Source organism: Lutibacter litoralis (assembly GCF_014646675.1).
In the GTDB taxonomy this organism is placed as follows: domain Bacteria; phylum Bacteroidota; class Bacteroidia; order Flavobacteriales; family Flavobacteriaceae; genus Lutibacter; species Lutibacter litoralis.
In genome coordinates this window covers 65839-85896 of the sequence record NZ_BMNS01000006.1, presented here as the reverse complement: position 1 = coordinate 85896, position 20058 = coordinate 65839, and the positions used below count along the sequence as shown (strand labels likewise).

The 20058-nt window shown below is 30.1% G+C and carries 17 protein-coding genes; 4 read left to right on the top strand and 13 right to left on the bottom strand.

Annotated elements, in window-relative coordinates:
* Positions 1–2: 2 nt before the first annotated feature.
* Positions 3–785: a polysaccharide biosynthesis/export family protein gene (locus tag IEW75_RS10590; protein WP_134246409.1), complete on the bottom strand. Its 783-nt coding sequence runs from the start codon at positions 783–785 to the stop codon at positions 3–5.
* 225 nt (positions 786–1010) lie between these two features.
* On the opposite strand from IEW75_RS10590, the gene IEW75_RS10585 reads away from it, so the two are divergent.
* A complete protein-coding gene (locus IEW75_RS10585) occupies positions 1011–1652 on the top strand; it encodes an O-methyltransferase (RefSeq protein ID WP_308423329.1) in 642 nt (213 codons plus the stop codon).
* Positions 1653–1759: 107 nt separating this feature from the next.
* Here the strand turns inward: IEW75_RS10585 and ftcD are convergent, their stop codons facing one another.
* Positions 1760–3451 (bottom strand): glutamate formimidoyltransferase, encoded by a 1692-nt coding sequence (gene ftcD, locus IEW75_RS10580; protein WP_134246407.1) that lies wholly within the window; start codon positions 3449–3451, stop codon positions 1760–1762.
* Positions 3452–3619: 168 nt separating this feature from the next.
* On the opposite strand from ftcD, the gene IEW75_RS10575 reads away from it, so the two are divergent.
* The 3 genes from IEW75_RS10575 (at position 3620) to IEW75_RS10565 (ending at position 8366) form a co-directional block, all read left to right on the top strand.
* Positions 3620–4456 carry a peptidylprolyl isomerase gene (locus IEW75_RS10575; protein ID WP_134246406.1) on the top strand — a complete coding sequence of 279 codons (837 nt, stop codon included), beginning with the start codon at positions 3620–3622 and terminating at the stop codon, positions 4454–4456.
* 51 nt (positions 4457–4507) lie between these two features.
* Positions 4508–5581, top strand: coding sequence for an NAD-dependent epimerase/dehydratase family protein (locus IEW75_RS10570; RefSeq protein ID WP_134246405.1), 1074 nt, complete (start codon positions 4508–4510; stop codon positions 5579–5581).
* Positions 5582–5651: 70 nt separating this feature from the next.
* Entirely contained in the window at positions 5652–8366 is a 2715-nt protein-coding gene (locus tag IEW75_RS10565; RefSeq protein ID WP_134246404.1) for a S9 family peptidase, read from the top strand.
* Between the two features lie 81 nt (positions 8367–8447).
* On the opposite strand, the gene guaB is transcribed toward IEW75_RS10565, so the two are convergent.
* The 11 genes from guaB to IEW75_RS10510 form a co-directional block, all read right to left on the bottom strand.
* Positions 8448–9917, bottom strand: coding sequence for an IMP dehydrogenase (gene guaB / locus IEW75_RS10560; RefSeq protein WP_134246403.1), 1470 nt, complete (start codon positions 9915–9917; stop codon positions 8448–8450).
* 66 nt (positions 9918–9983) lie between these two features.
* A complete protein-coding gene (locus IEW75_RS10555; protein ID WP_134246402.1) occupies positions 9984–10475 on the bottom strand; it encodes an Aq_1264-related membrane protein in 492 nt (163 codons plus the stop codon).
* Positions 10475–10999, bottom strand: a complete 525-nt coding sequence (locus IEW75_RS10550) for an FMN-binding protein (RefSeq protein ID WP_134246401.1) — start codon at positions 10997–10999, stop codon at positions 10475–10477. The genes IEW75_RS10555 and IEW75_RS10550 overlap by 1 nt, the downstream gene beginning before the upstream one ends.
* Positions 11000–11114: 115 nt before the next feature.
* Positions 11115–12257 (bottom strand): porin, encoded by a 1143-nt coding sequence (locus tag IEW75_RS10545; RefSeq protein WP_134246400.1) that lies wholly within the window; start codon positions 12255–12257, stop codon positions 11115–11117.
* A 159-nt stretch (positions 12258–12416) separates the two neighbouring features.
* Positions 12417–13280: a hydroxymethylglutaryl-CoA lyase gene (locus IEW75_RS10540; protein WP_134246399.1), complete on the bottom strand. Its 864-nt coding sequence runs from the start codon at positions 13278–13280 to the stop codon at positions 12417–12419.
* A 32-nt stretch (positions 13281–13312) separates the two neighbouring features.
* The gene (locus tag IEW75_RS10535; RefSeq protein WP_308423328.1) at positions 13313–13927 is read right to left on the bottom strand and encodes a LysE family translocator; all 615 of its coding nucleotides are present in this window, start codon (positions 13925–13927) and stop codon (positions 13313–13315) included.
* A gap of 373 nt (positions 13928–14300) precedes the next feature.
* The gene (locus tag IEW75_RS10530) at positions 14301–15500 is read right to left on the bottom strand and encodes a glutamate-5-semialdehyde dehydrogenase (protein WP_134246397.1); all 1200 of its coding nucleotides are present in this window, start codon (positions 15498–15500) and stop codon (positions 14301–14303) included.
* A 17-nt stretch (positions 15501–15517) separates the two neighbouring features.
* Positions 15518–16288 carry a glutamate 5-kinase gene (gene proB / locus IEW75_RS10525; protein WP_134246396.1) on the bottom strand — a complete coding sequence of 257 codons (771 nt, stop codon included), beginning with the start codon at positions 16286–16288 and terminating at the stop codon, positions 15518–15520.
* Position 16289: 1 nt separating this feature from the next.
* On the bottom strand, positions 16290–17093 hold the full coding sequence (gene proC, locus IEW75_RS10520) for a pyrroline-5-carboxylate reductase (RefSeq protein ID WP_134246395.1): 804 nt from the start codon (positions 17091–17093) through the stop codon (positions 16290–16292).
* Between the two features lie 425 nt (positions 17094–17518).
* Positions 17519–18553: a quinone-dependent dihydroorotate dehydrogenase gene (locus IEW75_RS10515; RefSeq protein ID WP_134246394.1), complete on the bottom strand. Its 1035-nt coding sequence runs from the start codon at positions 18551–18553 to the stop codon at positions 17519–17521.
* Positions 18554–18785: 232 nt separating this feature from the next.
* Complete coding sequence (locus tag IEW75_RS10510) at positions 18786–19985, bottom strand: THUMP domain-containing class I SAM-dependent RNA methyltransferase (RefSeq protein ID WP_134246393.1); 1200 nt, start codon at positions 19983–19985, stop codon at positions 18786–18788.
* Positions 19986–20058 lie beyond the last annotated feature (73 nt).

The following is a 20058-nucleotide window of genomic DNA, read 5'->3' as shown; positions in this document are numbered from 1 at the left end:
TATTACAAATTTTTAACTAATAACACAGAACTTACCAAAAAAGATAAAATTGTAACCACTGTTGTAAAAGATTGAAACCCCGTTGTACCTGTTCCCCACGACTTTTGTTTTAAAGGTGCTACGTAAACAATATCATTAGGTTGTAAATAAAAATTTTCTGAATCAAACAGTTCAATTTTTGTATAGTCTAGTCTGTACTTTTTAACACCGTCAATTGTTTTTCTTATAATTGTAACATTTTCTCTATTACCAAAAGGTGTAATTTCACCAGCATTAGAAATAGCATCAATAATAGAAACTTGATTTTGCATCAAATTTATTGAACCTGGTGAACCTACTTCTCCGGTAACAACAATATTTATACCTGCTAGCTTAACATTAACAAATAGTTGTTCTGGGTTTTTAAAAAAAGTTTCTAGATTTTGTTCTATTTTTATACGGACTTCTTTTTCTGTATAACCTAAAACATTTACATCTCCCAAATACGGAATTCTAATATTTCCGTGTCTATCAACTGAATATCCTGTAAAATATAAATTTTGAGTGTTACTTGCAGTACCGCTTGTATTTTCTCCACTACTTGTAAACATTGCCACAATTTCTGGATTGCTACCTTTAATATCTATATATAAGATATCATTAATTTGAAGTCGATAAGGCTCATTATTTAATTTATAAAGTTCTGATTTACTAATAGGTTCACCTTGAAAATACGTCATTTGCTTTGTAGAAATACAAGATGTAAAAAAAGTTAAAAATAGTATAATCAAAAAAAGATGCTTCATATAAAAATTGTATAGGGCTATCACAAATATAATTTTTAATAGCAGATTAAAATAATTTTTCAGCTATTTTCGCAATATATTATAATAAGTATGTGGTTCAAATTAAAGTCGTATTTTTTATTTTTTAAAAAGTCAACTAATAAACACGGTGTTCATTCTCCTTTTGTTTACAATTTAGTTACTACATGTTTTAATAAAAAAACTGCATCAGACAGTCTAAAATTAATGAATTCTATTCTAAATTATTCTTACAATAATAACACTCATATAGTTGTAAATGATTTTGGAAAAGGATCTAAAATTTTTAAAGACTCGAATAGGGAGGTCGCTAAAATTGCAAAAGTTGCTGGGATTTCAAAAAAACGTGCTGTTCTATTAATTAGACTTATTACTTATTTTAAACCTAAAACCATACTCGAATTAGGAACTTCTGTTGGGCTAAGTACTGCTGCATTAAGCATTGGAAATCCAAAGGCTTCAATTATAACTATTGAAGGTTGTAAAAATACCGCTAAAAAAGCTGAAGAATTGTTTTCTAAATTTAAACTCTCAAACATTAAGCTAATTAATAGAGAGTTTAAAGATGCATTACCAAAATTGGTAACCAATACCACTTTTGATTTTATATATTTTGATGGAAATCACCAAAAAGAAGCAACATTAAACTATTTTAAACAATGTTTGGTTGCTGCAACTAACAATTCAGTCTTTATTTTTGATGATATAAACTGGTCCAAAGAAATGCAAGAAGCCTGGGAAGAAATTAAAAAAAATCCAAAAGTTACTATTACAGTTGATACTTATTTTTGGGGAATTGTCTTTTTTAGAACCCAACAAGCCAAACAACATTTTACAATACGTGTTTGAGTTTATTAAAAAAGTGAGAAATTAAAAGTTGAAAGTTCGAAAACTTCATATCCTTTTAGCTCCTCACTCCTCATATCCAATAACGAATTATGTGATACTAAAGATAATTACATTTTAGAATCAATATACTCCATTACTTCATTTTCAATTTGTATTGTTTTATTAAAAACAGTCTTCGCTTTATTCAATATGTCTTCAGCATAAACTCTATCTTTTATGTCTTTTGCATTTATTCTAACATTAAAATAAGCGCCAATTACAGCTGTTCTAGCACATAAAATCCCCACTCCAGCATCAGAAAGTGAAGTTTGCATTCCTTCAGCAATCATTGCTTGCATAACTTCCATAGAATTAAAAGCAGTTTCCATTACTTGAAATGGAATTTCAGTAGCATATTTAGTTGCATTTTCTATGGCTTCTTTACGAGCTTTAATTTCTTCGTTATTAGATTTTGGCATTCTAAAACCATCTATAATTTTATTGAAAGCATTGGTATCTTCATCTACTAAAAACAATAATTTATTTTTATAAGCTTGCCCTTTTTCAGCCCAATCTGAATAAAATTCCCATTTTGCATCCCAACCCGCTTTGTGTGCAGAAAGATTTGCAACCATAGTTCCTAAAGAAACCCCTAAAGTACCAACATACGCTGAAATAGAACCTCCTCCTGGCGCCATAGATTCTCCTGCAGTTTCTTCTGCAAAACCTTTTACAGTAAAATCTATTAATTTTTTTGAGCCAGTATCTTCTAACAAGTATTCAATAATTTTCTCTTTTGGGTTAAAAGGTTTCAAATCGTCCAATCCTAAGGATTTTACAGCAATTTTTATTTTTTCTTCTTCTGAAATTCCTAAAGAACGTTCTTGCTTTCTTAGAAAATAATCTCCAGCATCTAACATTGCTTTTAATGGAATTAATCCAATTAATTCCGAGCCTGTTACTCTTAAACCTCTTTTGGTTGCGGACTTTACAGTTTCATCAAAAGCTACGTGCATAGATGTAATGCTTATATTTGTTAAGTTATACGAAATTTGTGCAATTCCGTATTCTTCAATATACCAACCCATTCCTTTTACAGCTTTTAATTTTCCAGGAATACGAACGGGCTCTCCATTTTTGTCTAATACTTTTTTTCCAGTAATTCCATTTTCATATTTTACACGTCCAGCTTCACGAATATCAAAAGCAACCGCATTTGCTCTTCTTGTTGAAGTTGTATTTAAATTTACGTTATAGGCGATTAAAAAATCACGTGCAGAAATTGCGGTAGCACCACTTTTTGCAACAGCAGCATTAAACTCAGCTGGTCCAAAATCTGGTTTCCATTCAGGATTTCCTAATTTTTCTTTTAAGCCTTCATACTCACCAGAACGACAACTTGCTAAATTTTTTCTTTTATCTTGTTTTGCCGCATTTTCATAAAAATAACCAGGAATACCAAGTTCTTTTCCAACTCTTTCGCCTAATTTATGAGCAAAAACAGCAGTTTCTTCTAGTGTTATTCCTGAAATTGGAACTAACGGACAAACATCTGTAGCTCCAAAACGTGGATGTTCACCAGAATGCTTGCTCATATCTATTAATTCCGCAGCTTTTTTAATCAATAAAAATGCAGCTTCAATCACATTTTCTGGTTCACCAACAAAGGTAATCACCGTTCTGTTTGTAGCCTTTCCAGGATCTATATCTAATAATTTAACACCTTCAACAGTTTCAACTACAGAAGCGATTGTTTTTATTTTAATAGCATCTCTTCCTTCGCTAATATTTGGTACACATTCTATTAATTTTTTATTCATTTTTTACATTTTTTAGTACTTCAAATTTAAGCAGTTATTTTGATAAAATTTAGTATTATATCAAAATAAATACTGCATATATGAACCGTTTATTGTAAATAATTCTATTTTTGTTTTATTAATTTTGTTTTATCCTTAGTTGGACATAACTGACCTAAAAAACAACAAATGAATTCCTTTTTTAAATTTTCTTTGCTTTCATTTTTTATGCTATCGTTTTTAGGTTGTAAAGAGCAAGAAAAACCATTAAACCCTCAAAAAGAAAATCGTAAAAAAATTGAAATGGTAACCAATTACGGTACTATGGTTATAGAATTATACAACGAAACCCCTTTACATAGAGATAATTTTATAAATCTTGCTAATAATAAAGCTTATGATAGTCTCTTATTTCATAGGGTTATACATAATTTTATGATTCAGGGAGGCGACCCAGATAGCCGAAATGCAAAGAGAAACGATACACTTGGAAATGGCGATGCGCCTTATATGGTAAAAGCTGAATTTAACAATGCGCTGTTTCATAAAAAAGGAGCATTGGCTGCTGCCCGAGACAACAACCCTGAAAAGGCTTCAAGTGCGATGCAATTTTACATAGTACAGGGAATAATTTGTAATGATAGTATATTAGATGTTGCAGAAAAATATACAAATAGAAATAAAGCTCGAGATTATTTTAAAAATGTTATTGAAAAAAAATTGCTATTAGATTCAATTCAATTTGCCATGGATAATAGAAATTTGGAACATTATAATATTCTAATGGATAGTATTTTAAGTTTAGCATTATCTGAAGAAAACTATAAACCTTATGCTATGCCTAAAGAGCACCGCACGGTTTATAAATCTATTGGAGGTTACCCAAAATTAGATCAAAACTATACCGTTTTTGGTGAAGTTATAAAAGGTATTACAGTATTAGATTCTATAGCAAAGGTTAAAACGGATGATTTTGACAGACCTATAAATAATGTAAGAATACACTCAATTAAATTATTGAAATAGCAATTCATTAAAAAAAGAAAAATAACAAGCTGTAAAAAACCAACAAAACAAATGAATATAAAAAACAAAAAAAAAGTTCTAATTACTGGAATGGCTGGCTTTATTGGTCATCATTTGGCAAAATTATTACTTAAAAACAACTATACAGTTGTTGGTTTAGATAATATTAATGATTATTACGATGTAAATTTAAAGTTCGCACGTTTAACAAATTTAGGTTTTAATATTTCTGAGATTTCATATAATAAACTGTTAAAAAAAGATGCTATTGCATTTATTAAATTAGACTTAACAGATTTAGATAATTTAAAACAATTATTTAAAGAGCAACAATTTGACTATGTTGTTAATTTAGCGGCACAAGCTGGTGTAAGGTATTCTTTAGAAAATCCACACTCTTATGTAGATAGCAATATAACTGGGTTTTTAAATATTTTAGAAAGTTGTAGAGCGTATCCAGTTGAACATTTAGTTTTTGCTTCTTCAAGTTCTGTTTATGGTTTAAGTGAGGATATTCCATTTCAAGAAGATAATTGTACAGATCATCCATTAGCAATGTATGCTGCAAGTAAAAAAGCAAATGAAATGATGGCACATTCGTATGCGAATTTATTCAATATTCCTGCTACTGGATTGCGCTTTTTTACAGTATATGGCCCGTGGGGAAGACCAGATATGGCATTGCATATTTTCACCAAAGCTATGGTTGAAGATAAAGAGTTTGAAGTTTTTAACAATGGCGATATGAGTAGAGATTTTACCTATGTTGGTGATATTGTTGAAAGTATAAAACGTCTGTTACCATTAGCTCCAAAAGAAAATAATCCTGCTTTTAACCCTAAAAAACCTACCTCTTCAAAAAGTACAAAAGCCTATCAAATTTTTAATATTGGAAATAATAGTCCTATTGCTTTAATGGATTATATAAAAGCACTTGAAAAGGTTTTGGGTAAAAAAGGAAAAATCATTTTTAAACCAATGCAACCTGGCGATGTAAAATCTACCTATGCAAATGTTGAAAGCTTATTTAATTATATAAATTTCAAACCTGAAACTAACCTAGAAGATGGTGTTAGAGCATTCGTTAATAAATATTTAGAATTGGAGAGACTTAAAAATAGTTAAAAGCTGAAAACATATTCTTTAATTTATTAAAGATCCTAAACTTTAATTACAACTAATTCAATAACAACTTATGAAAAAAACATTTTTAGCTACAACAACCTTATTGCTTCTTTTTTTAGCTACTGTTCAACTTAAGGCTCAAGAAAAAGACGAAGAAAAAGACAAAACTCGTTGGACACCAGAAGATATTGTAAATACCGAATCTATGCGCTCTGTATCTATTTCTCCTGATGAAACTATGGTGGTTTGGACTAAAAATAAGGCTGTAAAAAAGAAAGACAAATTTGTTTCAGATATTTATTTAACACGCTTAGATATTCCTGAAAAGAATACTTTTAAAACCATTCAACTTACAAATGCAGATGAAAATGATTATAGTCCTATGTTTTCCAAAGATGGTGAATATATTTACTTTTTATCAACACGCGATAAAGGAAAAAAATTATGGAAATTAAGCATTTATGGTGGAGAACCTAAAGAAGTTAAAGAGTTTAAAAATGGCATCTCTAGTTTAGCTTGGCAAAATAAAAACACCTTACTTTTTAAATCTAATGAAGGAGAAACTTTGCATGAAAGTAAGTTAAAAGAAAAAAAAGATGATGTAATTGTGGTTGAAGACTCACTACATTGGAAACCCTCTAGAGTGTATGCTTACGATATTAAAGAAAAATCAATAAAAAGAATTACAAATAACAAAAAACCATTAGAAAGTTATACTGTTTCTCCTGATGGAAAATGGTTAATTTACAGCACTAGTAGAAGTAGAAGTTATGCTTCTGATGCCCAAAAAGATCCTTTTTATTTTCTTCAAAATTTAGAAACAAAGCAAGTAACACAAATTATAAAAGAATTAGATTTTCCATCAAATGGATTTGAGTTTAGTAAAGACAATAAAGGTTTTTATTTTACATCATCTCACTCTTCAGATCCAAAATGGAATGGTGCAGGTATTTCAGAATTATACTATTTTACCTTAGAAACCAATGCGTATAAAAAAGTAGATTTAGAATGGGATTTAGGTATTGGTCGCGGTTATAATGTTGTTGGAAATGATGTAATTGTGACCCTTGCAAATAAGGCATATTACAAATTAGCATATTATAAAAAGAGTGGAAATTCTTGGTCAAAAAAATCTATTGATTTAGATGAAAAAGACAATCACACTACTTTATTAAGTGTTTCTGAAAACGGTTCTAAAGTAATTTACCAATATTCTACAGCTTCAAAATTACCGAAATTTTATGTCGCAGATATTTCAAAAAATAAATTTATTAATGAAAAGGAAGTTATTGAGTTAAATAAAAATTTAGCTAAAAAACATATTACAAAAAGTGAAGTATTGGTCTGGAAAGGTTATAATAATGAAGAAGTTACAGGTATTTTATACTATCCGGAAAACTATAAAGCCGGAAAACGTTATCCTCTAATTTTATCTATTCACGGAGGTCCTTCTGGCGTAGATACCGATACTTGGAGCGAACGCTGGAGTACCTATCCAAATATTTTAGCACAACGAGGTTCTTTTGTTTTAAAGCCAAATTACCATGGTTCTTCTAACCACGGGCTTTCATTTGTTGAAAGTATTAAAGGAAATTATTACGAACCAGAATTAGAAGACATTACCAAAGCAATACATCTTTTAGATAAAAAAGGAATGATTGATAAGGATCAATTAGGAACAATGGGTTGGTCTAACGGCGCAATTTTAACCACAATGTTAACAGTTCGCTATCCCAATATGTTCAAATTTGCTGCACCAGGTGCCGGTGATGTTAACTGGACATCGGATTATGGAACGTGCAGATTTGGAGTGAGCTTTGACCAATCTTATTTTGGTGGCGCTCCTTGGGATGATTTAAATGGGAAGTTTTACAATGAAAATTACATTATTAAATCACCTTTATTTGAAATTGAAAAAATAAAAACACCAACAATTATTTTTCACGGAAGTGAAGACAGAGCAGTTCCTAGAGATCAAGGTTGGGAATATTATAGAGGTTTACAGCAAGTAAATAAAGCTCCTGTGCGCTTTTTATGGTTTCCAGGGCAACCTCACGGTTTAGGAAAAATAACACATCAATTACGTAAAATGAATGAAGAATTGGCTTGGATAGACACCTATTTATTTAACAAACCTTCAACTAAAAATGAAGCCTTTAAAAAGGAAAGTCCATTAGCTAATTTATTAAAAATTGATAATGTAAAAGTAACTGAAAATGGTAATTTTGGAATTGAACTAAATAATGTATTAATCCCTGAAACTGTATCAGTTAAAAAGGATTCAATTTCAATTGGAAGGTTTGAGGTAACCAACGCTCAATTTAAAGCCTACAATCCAGAATTTAATTTTGATGCTGGGTTAGACAATTATCCTGTTGTTACTTCTAAAGAAGAAGCTTTAAAATATGTACAATGGTTAAGTAGGCTAACTGGAGATAGTTATAGGTTACCTTCAGAAAAAGAAGCTCAAAAACTTCAAAAATCAGCGCATAAAGCTGCAGCAAAAGAAAACACACTAAACTATTGGGCTGGTTATGAAATTACTATTGATGAAGTTGAAAAACTAAATAAAAAAATAACAGAATTAAAATCGCACTTATTTAAAAAAGTTGGTAAAAATAAGACCACTAAAGTTGGAGAAGCCGAAGTTTATGACTTGGGAGGAAATGTTGCAGAATATTTCGAAAATGGAATTTACGGTTACAGCGCCTACGATTTTTATGATACTAACAATACTGAAATGATTAAAAGTAAGTATGTTGGGATAAGAGTTATAAAAGAGTAATATTAAAAATTATATAGAATAACAAAAAAGATTCCTCAAATTGAGGAATCTTTTTTTATAAATAACTGTATTTTAAATAAACTATCTTGAATAATTTGGAGATTCTTTTGTTATAGTAACATTATGCGGATGACTTTCTCGCATACCTGCAGCAGTAATTTTCACAAACTGTGCTCTTTTTTGAGTATTGATATCTTTTGCTCCACAATATCCCATTCCTGCTCTTAAACCACCAATAAATTGATGCATTGTTTCTTGTAACTCACCTTTATAAGGAACTCTACCAACAATTCCTTCAGGAACTAATTTTTTAATATCGTCTTCAATATCTTGGAAATAACGATCTTTAGAGCCTTGTTTCATAGCTTCCACAGACCCCATTCCTCGGTAAGATTTAAACTTTCTTCCTTCAAAAATAATTGTTTCCCCAGGAGATTCTTTTGTTCCAGCTAACAAAGAACCTAACATTACACAATCTGCACCAGCAGCAATTGCTTTTGGAATATCACCAGTATAACGAATACCGCCATCAGCAATTACAGGAACACCAGTTCCTTTAATCGCTTCAGAAACCTCTAAAATTGCAGAAAGTTGAGGAAAACCAACACCTGCAACTACACGTGTTGTACAAATTGAACCCGGTCCAATACCAACCTTTACCGCATCAGCTCCAGCTTCTACCAAGTATTTAGCGGCTGCACCTGTAGCTATATTTCCAACAATTACTTCTATAGTTGGAAACTTGCTTTTAATTTCTTTTAAAACAGTAACTACTCCTTTTGTATGTCCGTGAGCTGTATCAATAATTAAGGCATCAACACCTGCGGTAATTAAGGCATCTGCTCTTTCAACAGCATCTCCAGTTACTCCAATGGCCGCAGCAACTCTTAAACGTCCGTATGTGTCTTTATTTGCATTTGGGTTTTCACTTACTTTAATAATATCTCTAAAAGTAATTAACCCAACTAATTTATAATCATCATCAACGACAGGTAATTTTTCAATTTTGTTGTCTTGCAAAATTACTTCAGCTTGTTTTAATGAGGTACCAACAGCAACTGTAACTAAATTTTTAGAAGTCATAATTTCTTCTATTTTACGAGTGTTATCACCTTCAAAGCGTAAATCTCTATTTGTTACAATACCAATAAGTATACTTTGACTGTTAATCACAGGAATACCTCCAATACCATATTCGCGCATTAAACTTTTGGCATCAAAAACAGTTTTATCTTTAGTAATTGTAATAGGGTCTATAATCATACCTGATTCAGATCGTTTTACTTTTTTTACCTCGGCTGCTTGTTTTTCTATAGTCATATTTTTATGCAGAACACCAATTCCGCCTTCACGAGCCATAGCAATAGCCATATCTGATTCTGTAACAGTATCCATTGCAGCAGATACAATTGGAACGTTTAAAGTTATATTTTTTGAAAATTTTGCTTGAATATTTACCTCTCTTGGAAGTATTTCTGAAAAAGCAGGAATAAGTAATACGTCGTCGTAGGTTAAACCTTCTCCTACAAATTTATTTGGATGTGAAATCATAATGCAATCAACTTAGAAATTAATTGCGAGCAAATTTACACTTTTTAATTGAAATATATGAATATATTATTTTTTTGAAACTAATAATTGATAAAGTACTGATAGTGTTGACACTAAAAAGGTCGCTGTCATTAAAGATCCTGAAAATATAACAACATATTTAAACCAAACAACTCCTCTCCAAAGCAAATAAATACCTCCAAAGGTTAAAAGTATTGACAAAAAAGGCTCAAACATTAAAAAATATTTCAACTTTTTGTTAATTGAAGTTGTTGCTAAAATTAATGAAAGTAAAAAGAAAATTACGGATAACGAGAGTATATGATTATGAACTACTGTAAGAATTTCACGTTCACTCTTTTTGAATTTCATAACTTCAGCATCCTCATCTGCTTCATTTCCTAAATAATGTGTTTCAACACCAGTTGAGCTCATTGAAGTTGTATTATTTACAAAGCTTAAACCACCATAAAAACCAATACTTAAAACTACAATAAAAACAACTATTAGTAATTTTATCTCTTTTGGAAACTGATGAATTAAACCGTGAACCTGCATTATAAAAGTTGTTTTGTATTTAAAATATATATTGTTTCCAGTAATTTATTTACTTCATTTGTCATTGACTTCGCAGAAATTGTTGCTCCAGAAATAGCTGCAATATCTTGTTGGTATTTTAATTGTGTTGTTGTTTTTGTTCCAATAAACTGTTTTAACCAACGTTTGCTGCCTACTTCTCCACCGTGATTTTCTCTATAAACTAAAACTTTTATTTTTGAAACTATTAAATTTGCATCAAAAATAACAATAAAATCGAAATAATCTGCTTTACCATACGCTTGTCCCAAATAATAATATCCTATTTTTTTGTTATTAGAGTTAATTTTAAAAAAATTTGTATCTGTAATTTGTATTGGTAAGGTCGTATTTATTTCAGACGAAATCTTAATTAATTCCTTCGTAAAAGTTTCAATTTCAAAAACGGATTTAATTTCTTTAGTTATCATTGCATCAACACGTTTAGAAACGGTAAAACTTGATATAAAAAAGACTAAAAATGTTATAAATATTGTTTGCTTCATATTTTTAAATTTTGAAACTACTATTTTTTTGATAAAAACTCAAATATCAAACTGAGCTAATTTACTAACTAAAAAAGCTCAATTTGACATATTATTATGTTACTATTTTAATAATTTAAAACCAGATAGCAACACCTGCATTAAATTGTTTTGCAGCATCACTTCCATAAACCGCATTATTCATCAATTGATAATCAACCTTAAAGGCTGCTCCTTCAGCTACTTTATAATTTAATCCGAAAATTAATTCATCTCTATCATATGCCTTATTGGCTATTAAACTTCCTGCTGTATCGGCATGCGTATTGTGCTTTTCGTATCTTAAAAATGGTGTTAATTTTTCAACTCCTTTTAAATCAAAGTTATAAGCTACTTCTGCATATAAACCAGTCAATTTAGAACCTAAATCTTTACCTGTTAAAGTATTATATTCATCTGTATCAGATAAATTAGTCGTTATATATTGGCCCCTTAGTTCTAAATTATTGTATTTGTAACGTGCATCTAAACCTAGCATAGAAACTCCAACAGTTGAAGCTTCAATACCACTGTCATCGGTTTGAGTTTTCCCAAAATAACCAGACAATCCTACTCTAAGACCCATAATTCCATAATAATCTAATTTTGCAGAAAAATTAGGTGAATTTATAACAGATTCTGCACCCTTCTGACGTCCTTTTCTTAAACCATCTGAGCCACGTAAAATTCCAGCTCCATCTGCATAAGATTTAAATCCGTTAAATAAATACGCTTGATATTTTAATGAAGCATTGTTAATATTCCCTGAAATACCAACACCAAGTTCTCTCCAAGTTGTTGGAACAATGTATTTATCAACATTTGGGCGCTCTACTCCGTAATATGTTGTTGGTTCGTGAAACTCATTAATAATTCCCATTGGAACTAACATTAAACCAGCTAATACGTTTACATTTTCATTGGCTTTATATTTTATATAGGCTTGCTCAACGTACACTTCCTTAACATGCTCATACTCTACTTCTGTTAAAAAACTTACTTTATCGTTAAACTTATAACCGAATAATAAAACCAATCTGTGTATATCTAGATTTCCTGGTAATGCCCCATCTGGTTCATTATAATCTATCTGTCCATATCCACCAATTGTTACTCCTTTTGGTAAATTTTCACCTAATAATTTAGTGCCCGCATTTTCGTAATTATTTTGTATTTCGTCTTGTGAATACCCCATTATACTAACTAAAAATGCTACTACAAATAATTTTAAATTTTTCATTTTTGTTTCTTATGTTTATTTAGACTTGTTTCAAATAACAGTGCAAATGTATGTAACGAAAGTAACATACCAAAGTCTTATTTAGAATAATTATAAATAGTATGATATATATCATACTCTATAAAAGAAGAAAAAATTAATTATTTGAAAACGAATAAATTATGAAGATGAAAATATTTTTAAAGCTTCATTATAAGCACTTTCGAAGCTCATTGCTTTAATATTTGTAAAAGCTTTTTGTTGATTAAAGTATGAAATAAGTTTCTCGGTTGGCATATTTCCAATAAGTTCATCTTTTGCCATTGGACAACCTCCGTATCCTTTTATAGCACCATCAAAACGATTACAACCTGTTTTATAAGCTGCATCAACTTTTTCAAACCAAGTTGCAGGGGTAGTATGCAAATGTGCACCAAACTCAATTGATGGATATAGCGGTATTAAATTTGAAAACAAATACGCTATAATATCAGGAGTTGAACTTCCAATGGTATCTGACATCGAAATTATTTTAACACCCATTTGTGCTAACTTTTCAGTCCATTCCGCAACAATATCAACGTCCCATGGATCTCCATAAGGGTTTCCAAAACCCATTGATAAATAGGCTACAACTTCTTTATTAGTTTTTGAAGCAATGTTTAAAATTTCATTTAAAATTACAATAGATTCTGAAATAGTTTTTCCAGTATTACGCATTTGAAAGTTTTCTGAAATAGAAAAAGGATATCCTAAATAATTAATTTCTTCAAATTGTGAAGCATCTGCTGCCCCACGTACATTTGCAACAATTGCCAATAATTTACTTTCGGTTTTACTTAAGTCTAATTTAGAAAGTACTTGCGCAGAATCTCGCATTTGAGGAATTGCTTTTGGGGATACAAAACTTCCAAAATCTATGGTATCAAAACCTACACGTAACAATGCATTTATATATTGTGCCTTTGCTTCAGTAGCAATAAAATGAGATTTTATTCCTTGCATTGCATCACGCGGACATTCTATAAGTTTTACGGTTTTCATACAAATTCAAATATACAATATCTTCTCAGTGTCTAATTAGAAAAAAGTATAAAAATAGCAATCCCAATAAAAACAATAATTTTAAACCATTTAATGTTTGAATTAAATGTTGGATGCTTCTTCAAATAGGAAGCAAAACTACCTGAAAGCATAGCAACTAACGAAAAAATCAACAACGCTTGGAACATAAAAAGCAGTCCTAATACATAAAATTGAACTACAGTACTTTGCGTGTTAGAATATAAAAATCCAGGAAAAAATGCTAAAAAGAAAATAGAAACCTTCGGATTTAAAACATTCATAACAAAGCCTTGTTTAAACAATTGTAACAATCCTTTTTTGTCAGCTCTATTTTGTAACAAAACCTCTTCATTCGACTTATAAGTTACATACGCCAAATACAATAAGTACAACGCTCCAAACAATTTTATACCAAAAAATATAGTTTCCGATTGTTTAATTATTGCTGAAACCCCAAAAGCAACCAAGGTAGTATGAATAATAATTCCAGAAACCAAACCGAATGCAGTTGCAATTCCGTGTTTTTTGCTATTGGTAATACTTTGCACCAATACATAAATAATATCTGGGCCTGGTGTTATGGTTAACAACATTGAAGCTGCAATAAATGAAATAAGAGTTTCCAATATTTAGTTGCTTGTTGATATGTTGATCATTCAGAGTAAATAACCACTTAATTAATTCAATTTTCCTGTTTTGAAGATTTATATCTATAAAATCAAATTTACAAATTTCATTTAATATTTACATAAATTTATAATATTATATTCTTAGCTTATTTTTCAAGTTGTTCCAACCTCTGATATCAATTTGAATTTGTAAATTTGCTTTTAACTAATTTCTTTTTGATGAAATTTGTCTATTTCCAAACAAACAAAAACAGGAACAAACAAAATAATTTCTTATTTAATTCATTCCTGTTTTTTGAAGTCTAATTTACTTAATATTTACATTTAGCCCATAGTACAGAAGCTAAAAAGCGACTTTATTTTTAAAAAATTAAGTCCTTATATGGCCATCACCAAAAACATAGTATTTATTCGTAACTAGTTGTTTTAATCCTAAAGGACCTCTATGATGCAGTTTGTCTGTACTAATTGCCAATTCTGCACCAACTCCCATTTGACCACCATCTGTAAACCTTGTAGATGCGTTGTGATATACTGCTGCACTATCTACTTGTTCCATAAACTTTTTTGCTAATACTTTGTCTTCAGTTAATATTGCTGCTGAGTGTCCACCAGAATATTTATTAATAATATCAATAGCGGTGTCGGTATTGTCTACCTCAGCAATTAATAATTTCATTGCTAAAAACTCTTCGTACCAAATATCTTGATTGGAAATTATATTTTCATCTGGAAGAATTTCTCCTACATTTTTATCTACAACCAATGCTACTTTTAACTTCGTCAATACCGTTTGAAGTTCTTGAAGCTTTTGTTCATAATTTGGAATATTCTTATCTATTAAAACCTTATCCAATGCATTACAACCAGATATTTTATCGGTTTTTGCATTGATAATAACTTTAACTGTTTTTATCCAATCTGCATCTTCTGCAACATATAAAAAGTTATTACCACGACCACTAATTAAAACAGCACAGGTTGCATTCGCTTTTACAAAATTAATTAAGCGCTCACCACCTCTTGGCACAATAAGATCTAATTTTTCTGTTGGATTTTTAAGAAATTCCTGAGTTTCTTCACGTTTTAAATGGAGTAATTTAATCCAATCTTTTGAAAGACCATTTTCCTCTAACGCCTCGTGCCAACATTTTTCAAGAATAAGATTACTATTTAAAGCTTCTTTACCTCCTTTTAATAAAATTTTATTATTTGCTTTAAAAGCTAAAACAGCAGCTTCTATTGTAACATCTGGTCGAGATTCATAAATAATTAAAATAGTTCCAAAAGGAGCGGTCTTGTTTGTGATTTTTAAACCGCTATCTAAGGTTAAATCAGATATTTCTTGCCCTACTGGATCTTTTTGGGCTTTTACTTCATCAATTGCCTTAATCATTCCATTAATTTTAGCATCATCTACAACAAGTCTGTCATAAAGTGCTTGATCATCTTTGTTAAAAGCATCTAGATCCTTTTTATTGGCTTCTAGAATACTAATACGCTCTCTATCAATAATTTTAATCATTGAATTGAGTACTTTATTTTTTATTTCTGAACTTAATAATTTCATATTTTTTTAGAATATTTTTAAAGAATAAATTTTGTTCCAACTTCTTTATTGTCAATAATATCAACAATTACATTATCACGTTTTCCATTAGCTATATATGTTGGAATATTTTTTTTAGCTGTATGCTTTGCAATTTTTAATTTGGATTTCATTCCACCCCGTCCTTCTCCTTCTTTTTTATTAGAAGCCTTAACGTAATGTTCTACATTTTGTTCAACTGTTACCTCGTTTAACTTTCTAGAGTTTTCATCATCTGGATGTCCAGTGTACAAACCATCGGTGTCAGATAATATAATTAAACGGTCTGCATCTAATAATTCTGCTACTAAACTCGCTAGCTCATCATTGTCTGAAAACATAGACATTGTTAAAGAAACTGCATCATCTTCATTGGCAATTGGAACAACACCTTCCGATAATAAACCTTCATAACAATTAATCATATTTTCTCTATGTTTTCCTATATCAAAATCACGTTTCGTGGCTAAAACTTGTCCACATCGCATTCCATAGTCACGGAAAATATCATAATAATTTCTCATCATTCTTGGTTGACCAACTGAAGAATACAATTGTCTTCTAATGGATGGATCTTTTATTTTTGTATCTCCAAGCACTTCCTTCCCTGCAATGGTAGATCCTGAGGATACTAATATTACCTGAATATCTCGTTCATATAATACTGCAATTTGCCGTACTAATTCTTTTAGCACAGGTCCTAAAATTCTACTGTCTTTATTAGTTAATACATTGGTACCAACTTTTACTACTATTCGTTTTGTTTCCATGTTATTTTTTTCCTAGTTCTACAGCTCGATCAAAGGCAGCATAAGCCGCATCTTTAATAAGCTCTTTTATATTATTGTCTTCCATAGAATCTATAGCTGCTTGTGTTGTTCCACCTTTTGATGCTACTTTATCAATCCAAGATTTTGGAGAAAAACTGTTTTGCTTAAATAACTCAATAGCACCTTCAAATGTATTGCTCACCAAAATTTTGGAGTCGTAATCTGAAAACCCCATTTTAAGAGCAGCTTCTAACATTGATTGCATAAAGTAAAATACATAAGCGGGGCCACTACCAGAAATTCCTGTTGAAGCATCAATAAACTTTTCAGTTGCAACGTGTATAGAGGCTCCAGTAGTGTCTAATAAATTTCTTACCATAAGTAGTTCTACTCTAGAAACTTCCTTAGACTCTGTATATGATGTTACACCTTTACCAACTTGCGCTGGAAGATTTGGCATAGTTCTAATAACTTTTTTTGTTTCAAGTTTTTCTTGAATACTTTCTATTGTTACTCCAGCCATAAGCGACACAAAAAGTTGTTGATTGTGAATTTTAGACTTCATTTTCTCAAAAAGAGCATCGCTGTGGTAAGGCTTAACTGCTATAAAAACAATATCCGCTTTTGGTAAGCAATCTTCTAAATCATTATAAACATAGAATCTTTCGTCTTTGCCTAAAGTTTCCATTATTTTTGGATCGATATCAAAAATCCTGAGTTTATGTTTTGAGAGCATTGGTGAAGTTGCCATCCCTTCAGCATAGGTCAAACCCATATTTCCTGCTCCAATTACTAATACTTTCATATTTTAAATGTTGATTATTAAGATTAATGTAATTATGCGCAAGGACCGTACAAAGCCACCTGAAAAAAAATTTAATTTAAAAAATTAGATAATCTTAAATTATATAAGTTAATTATTATGATATTATAAAAATAGCCCTCTGTAAATTGTAAAAATAGAAATTACCAATTTCTTAAAAATTTAATAACCGACAAATTGTCGGTGACAAATTGTTAGTTTTTAATATTATTAGTGAGTAAAAAGCTAAAATAAACTAAAAAGTAAAAATCTGATATTTGATAAACGGATATATTTTAACTAACAATCCTACTATTTATGAAAGAATTCAAAAAGAAATTACAGCTTTTTTTAGTAAATTATAATTAGCAATTATTTATAACGTTCAGGCGCTTTTAATACATTTCCGCTTTTTAATCATCAATTCCTTAACTGTCTTCCAAAACAGCCTTATTAATCCTTTTAACCAAGGCAGGTCCTTCATAAATAAAGCCTGTATAAATCTGAATTAAATCTGCACCAGCATTTATCTTTTCAAGTGCATCTTGGGCTGAATGAATTCCACCAACTCCAATAATTGGAAAAGCCTTGTTAGATGTTTCAGCTAAATATTTAATTACTTTTGTACTATTATCTTTAATTGGTTTTCCACTTAATCCTCCATTTCCAATTGCGTCTAATTGTTCTTTTGAAGCTAACAATCCATCTCTGTTTGTTGAAGTATTTGTTGCAATTACTCCGTCTATTTTAGTTTCTGAAACTATTTCAATTACTTCATCTAACTGAATTTTATTTAAATCTGGTCCAATTTTTAGCAATATTGGCTTTTGCTTGCTAAATGTTTTGTTTAATTTTTGAACAGTTGTAATCAATTCAATTAAATAATCTTTATCGGTTAATTTTGCATGGCTTCCAACATTAGGGCAACTAACATTCAATACAAAATAATCTACAAAGGGATGTAATTCCGAAAAACATTTTAAATAATCTGCAGTATAGCCATCTGGCATTGTGTCGGTATTTTTGCCTATATTACCACCAATTACAAGTTTTCCTTTGTTCTTTTTTAATTGTTTAATTGCAGCTTTTAAACCTTTATTATTAAATCCCATTCGGTTAATAATGGCTTTGTCTGCCTTTAACCTAAAAACTCTCTTTTTAGGATTTCCCGCTTGTGCTTTTGGAGTTACTGTACCAATTTCAATAAAACCGAAACCAAAATTTGCTAATTCATTATATAAAACAGCATTTTTATCGAACCCTGCTGCCAAACCAACTGGATTTTTAAATGTTAATCCAAATAATTTCCGTTCTAATTTTTTATTGTTAATTTGATACAAACTTCTAAAAATTGCTGGAATTCCAGGTATTTTAGACAAGATTCTAATTAACGAAAAAGTAAAATGATGAATTTTTTCTGGATCGAAAAGAAAAAATAAAGGGCGAATAATAATTTTATACATAGAATTATGTTTGTGCAAAATTAATAAAAGCTATTTAATTGAAACGAATTAATTATGAAGAAATAAAAAATTTGTATTTCCTTAAAAAGCAGTAATCAATTTTTACAGTATATGGATCGCTGCCTATTAAGGAATGATAAAGCTAAAACAACTTGGTTTAACTAATTGGCTACAACCTTGCTTCAATTCCATTTCGACTCCAATCAATAACTAAACCCAGCAGCCAATAATTTTATTCTTCTTCTAAATTATCAGCATCAGTTTCATTATTCTTTTTTAGTTTTTTTGCTTTTCTACTTCCTTCATAAATATCATATCGCACATAAACACAATCTAAATCTCCATTTTTTAACGGAATTCTTTTTGAAGTTCTTAAACCAACGTGTTTTATAGCTTCTTTGTTTGAAGTTATAAACCAAACTGTAGAATCTGGATATCCACCTTTTAAAGTATCTCCAATATTTTTATAAAACTGATTGATATCAATATCTAACCGTTCACCATAAGGTGGATTGAACAAAATGGTTGTTTTACCAAAAACTTCTTTGGCTGAATTGAAAAAATTTATATGATGTACACCAATAAACTCGGATAAATTAGCATTCTCAATATTTTCTTTTGCTTTTCTAACAGCAGAAGGAGCTTTATCAAATCCCATAATTTTAAAATGAGAATTGGTAATTTTCTTTAAAAGCACATCTTGAATTTTAAAAAACAAATCTTCGTCATAATCTTCCCAGTTTTCAAAACCAAATTCTTTTCGGTTAATATTTGCCGGAATATTATTAGCAATCATTGCAGCTTCAATTAAAATGGTTCCAGAGCCACACATTGGGTCAATAAAATTACAATCGCCTCTATATCCAGAAAGCAACACCAAACCAGCAGCCAACACTTCGTTAATTGGAGCAATATTGGTTAAATTTCTATATCCACGTTTGTGCAAAGAATCTCCCGAACTGTCTAAAGAAATGGAACATAAATCTTTGTGAATGTGTACATGTATCTTTAAATCTGGATGTTTTACATCTACATTTGGTCTTTTATGGTATTTATGTCTAAAATAATCTGCAATGGCATCTTTAGATTTTAATGATATATAATGTGAGTTTGTAGTAAAATTCTTTGAATTTACAACTGCACCAATAGCAAAAGTACTATCCACATTCATAAAACGTTCCCACTCTATTTGCTGAATCTTTTTGTACAAATCATCTTCATCAAAAACTTTAAAACGTTTAATTGGTTTTAAAATTCTAATGGCAGTACGCAACGCAATATTGGCTTTGTACATAAAACCTTTATCTCCAACAAATGAAACGTTTCTTACACCTATCTCAACATCTTGAGCTCCTAAATTAGTAAGTTCGGTTGCTAAAACTTCTTCCAAACCAAACATGGTGGTAGCAACCATTTTAAAATTATGATACATATCTTTTAATTTTTGCAAAAGTACTTAAATAATAGGTAAATTGTTCAATGTTTTTAATCATACCCTAAAAGTT

Bases quoted from the DNA above. Each gene is read 5' to 3' on its own strand.
- IEW75_RS10590 (WP_134246409.1), bottom strand. From the start codon at position 785: ATGAAGCATCTTTTTTTGATTATACTATTTTTAACTTTTTTTACATCT.
- IEW75_RS10585 (WP_308423329.1), top strand. From the start codon at position 1,011: ATGAATTCTATTCTAAATTATTCTTACAATAATAACACTCATATAGTT.
- ftcD (WP_134246407.1), bottom strand. From the start codon at position 3,451: ATGAATAAAAAATTAATAGAATGTGTACCAAATATTAGCGAAGGAAGA.
- IEW75_RS10575 (WP_134246406.1), top strand. From the start codon at position 3,620: ATGAATTCCTTTTTTAAATTTTCTTTGCTTTCATTTTTTATGCTATCG.
- IEW75_RS10570 (WP_134246405.1), top strand. From the start codon at position 4,508: ATGAATATAAAAAACAAAAAAAAAGTTCTAATTACTGGAATGGCTGGC.
- IEW75_RS10565 (WP_134246404.1), top strand. From the start codon at position 5,652: ATGAAAAAAACATTTTTAGCTACAACAACCTTATTGCTTCTTTTTTTA.
- guaB (WP_134246403.1), bottom strand. From the start codon at position 9,917: ATGATTTCACATCCAAATAAATTTGTAGGAGAAGGTTTAACCTACGAC.
- IEW75_RS10555 (WP_134246402.1), bottom strand. From the start codon at position 10,475: ATGCAGGTTCACGGTTTAATTCATCAGTTTCCAAAAGAGATAAAATTA.
- IEW75_RS10550 (WP_134246401.1), bottom strand. From the start codon at position 10,999: ATGAAGCAAACAATATTTATAACATTTTTAGTCTTTTTTATATCAAGT.
- IEW75_RS10545 (WP_134246400.1), bottom strand. From the start codon at position 12,257: ATGAAAAATTTAAAATTATTTGTAGTAGCATTTTTAGTTAGTATAATG.
- IEW75_RS10540 (WP_134246399.1), bottom strand. From the start codon at position 13,280: ATGAAAACCGTAAAACTTATAGAATGTCCGCGTGATGCAATGCAAGGA.
- IEW75_RS10530 (WP_134246397.1), bottom strand. From the start codon at position 15,500: ATGAAATTATTAAGTTCAGAAATAAAAAATAAAGTACTCAATTCAATG.
- proB (WP_134246396.1), bottom strand. From the start codon at position 16,288: ATGGAAACAAAACGAATAGTAGTAAAAGTTGGTACCAATGTATTAACT.
- proC (WP_134246395.1), bottom strand. From the start codon at position 17,093: ATGAAAGTATTAGTAATTGGAGCAGGAAATATGGGTTTGACCTATGCT.
- IEW75_RS10515 (WP_134246394.1), bottom strand. From the start codon at position 18,553: ATGTATAAAATTATTATTCGCCCTTTATTTTTTCTTTTCGATCCAGAA.
- IEW75_RS10510 (WP_134246393.1), bottom strand. From the start codon at position 19,985: ATGTATCATAATTTTAAAATGGTTGCTACCACCATGTTTGGTTTGGAA.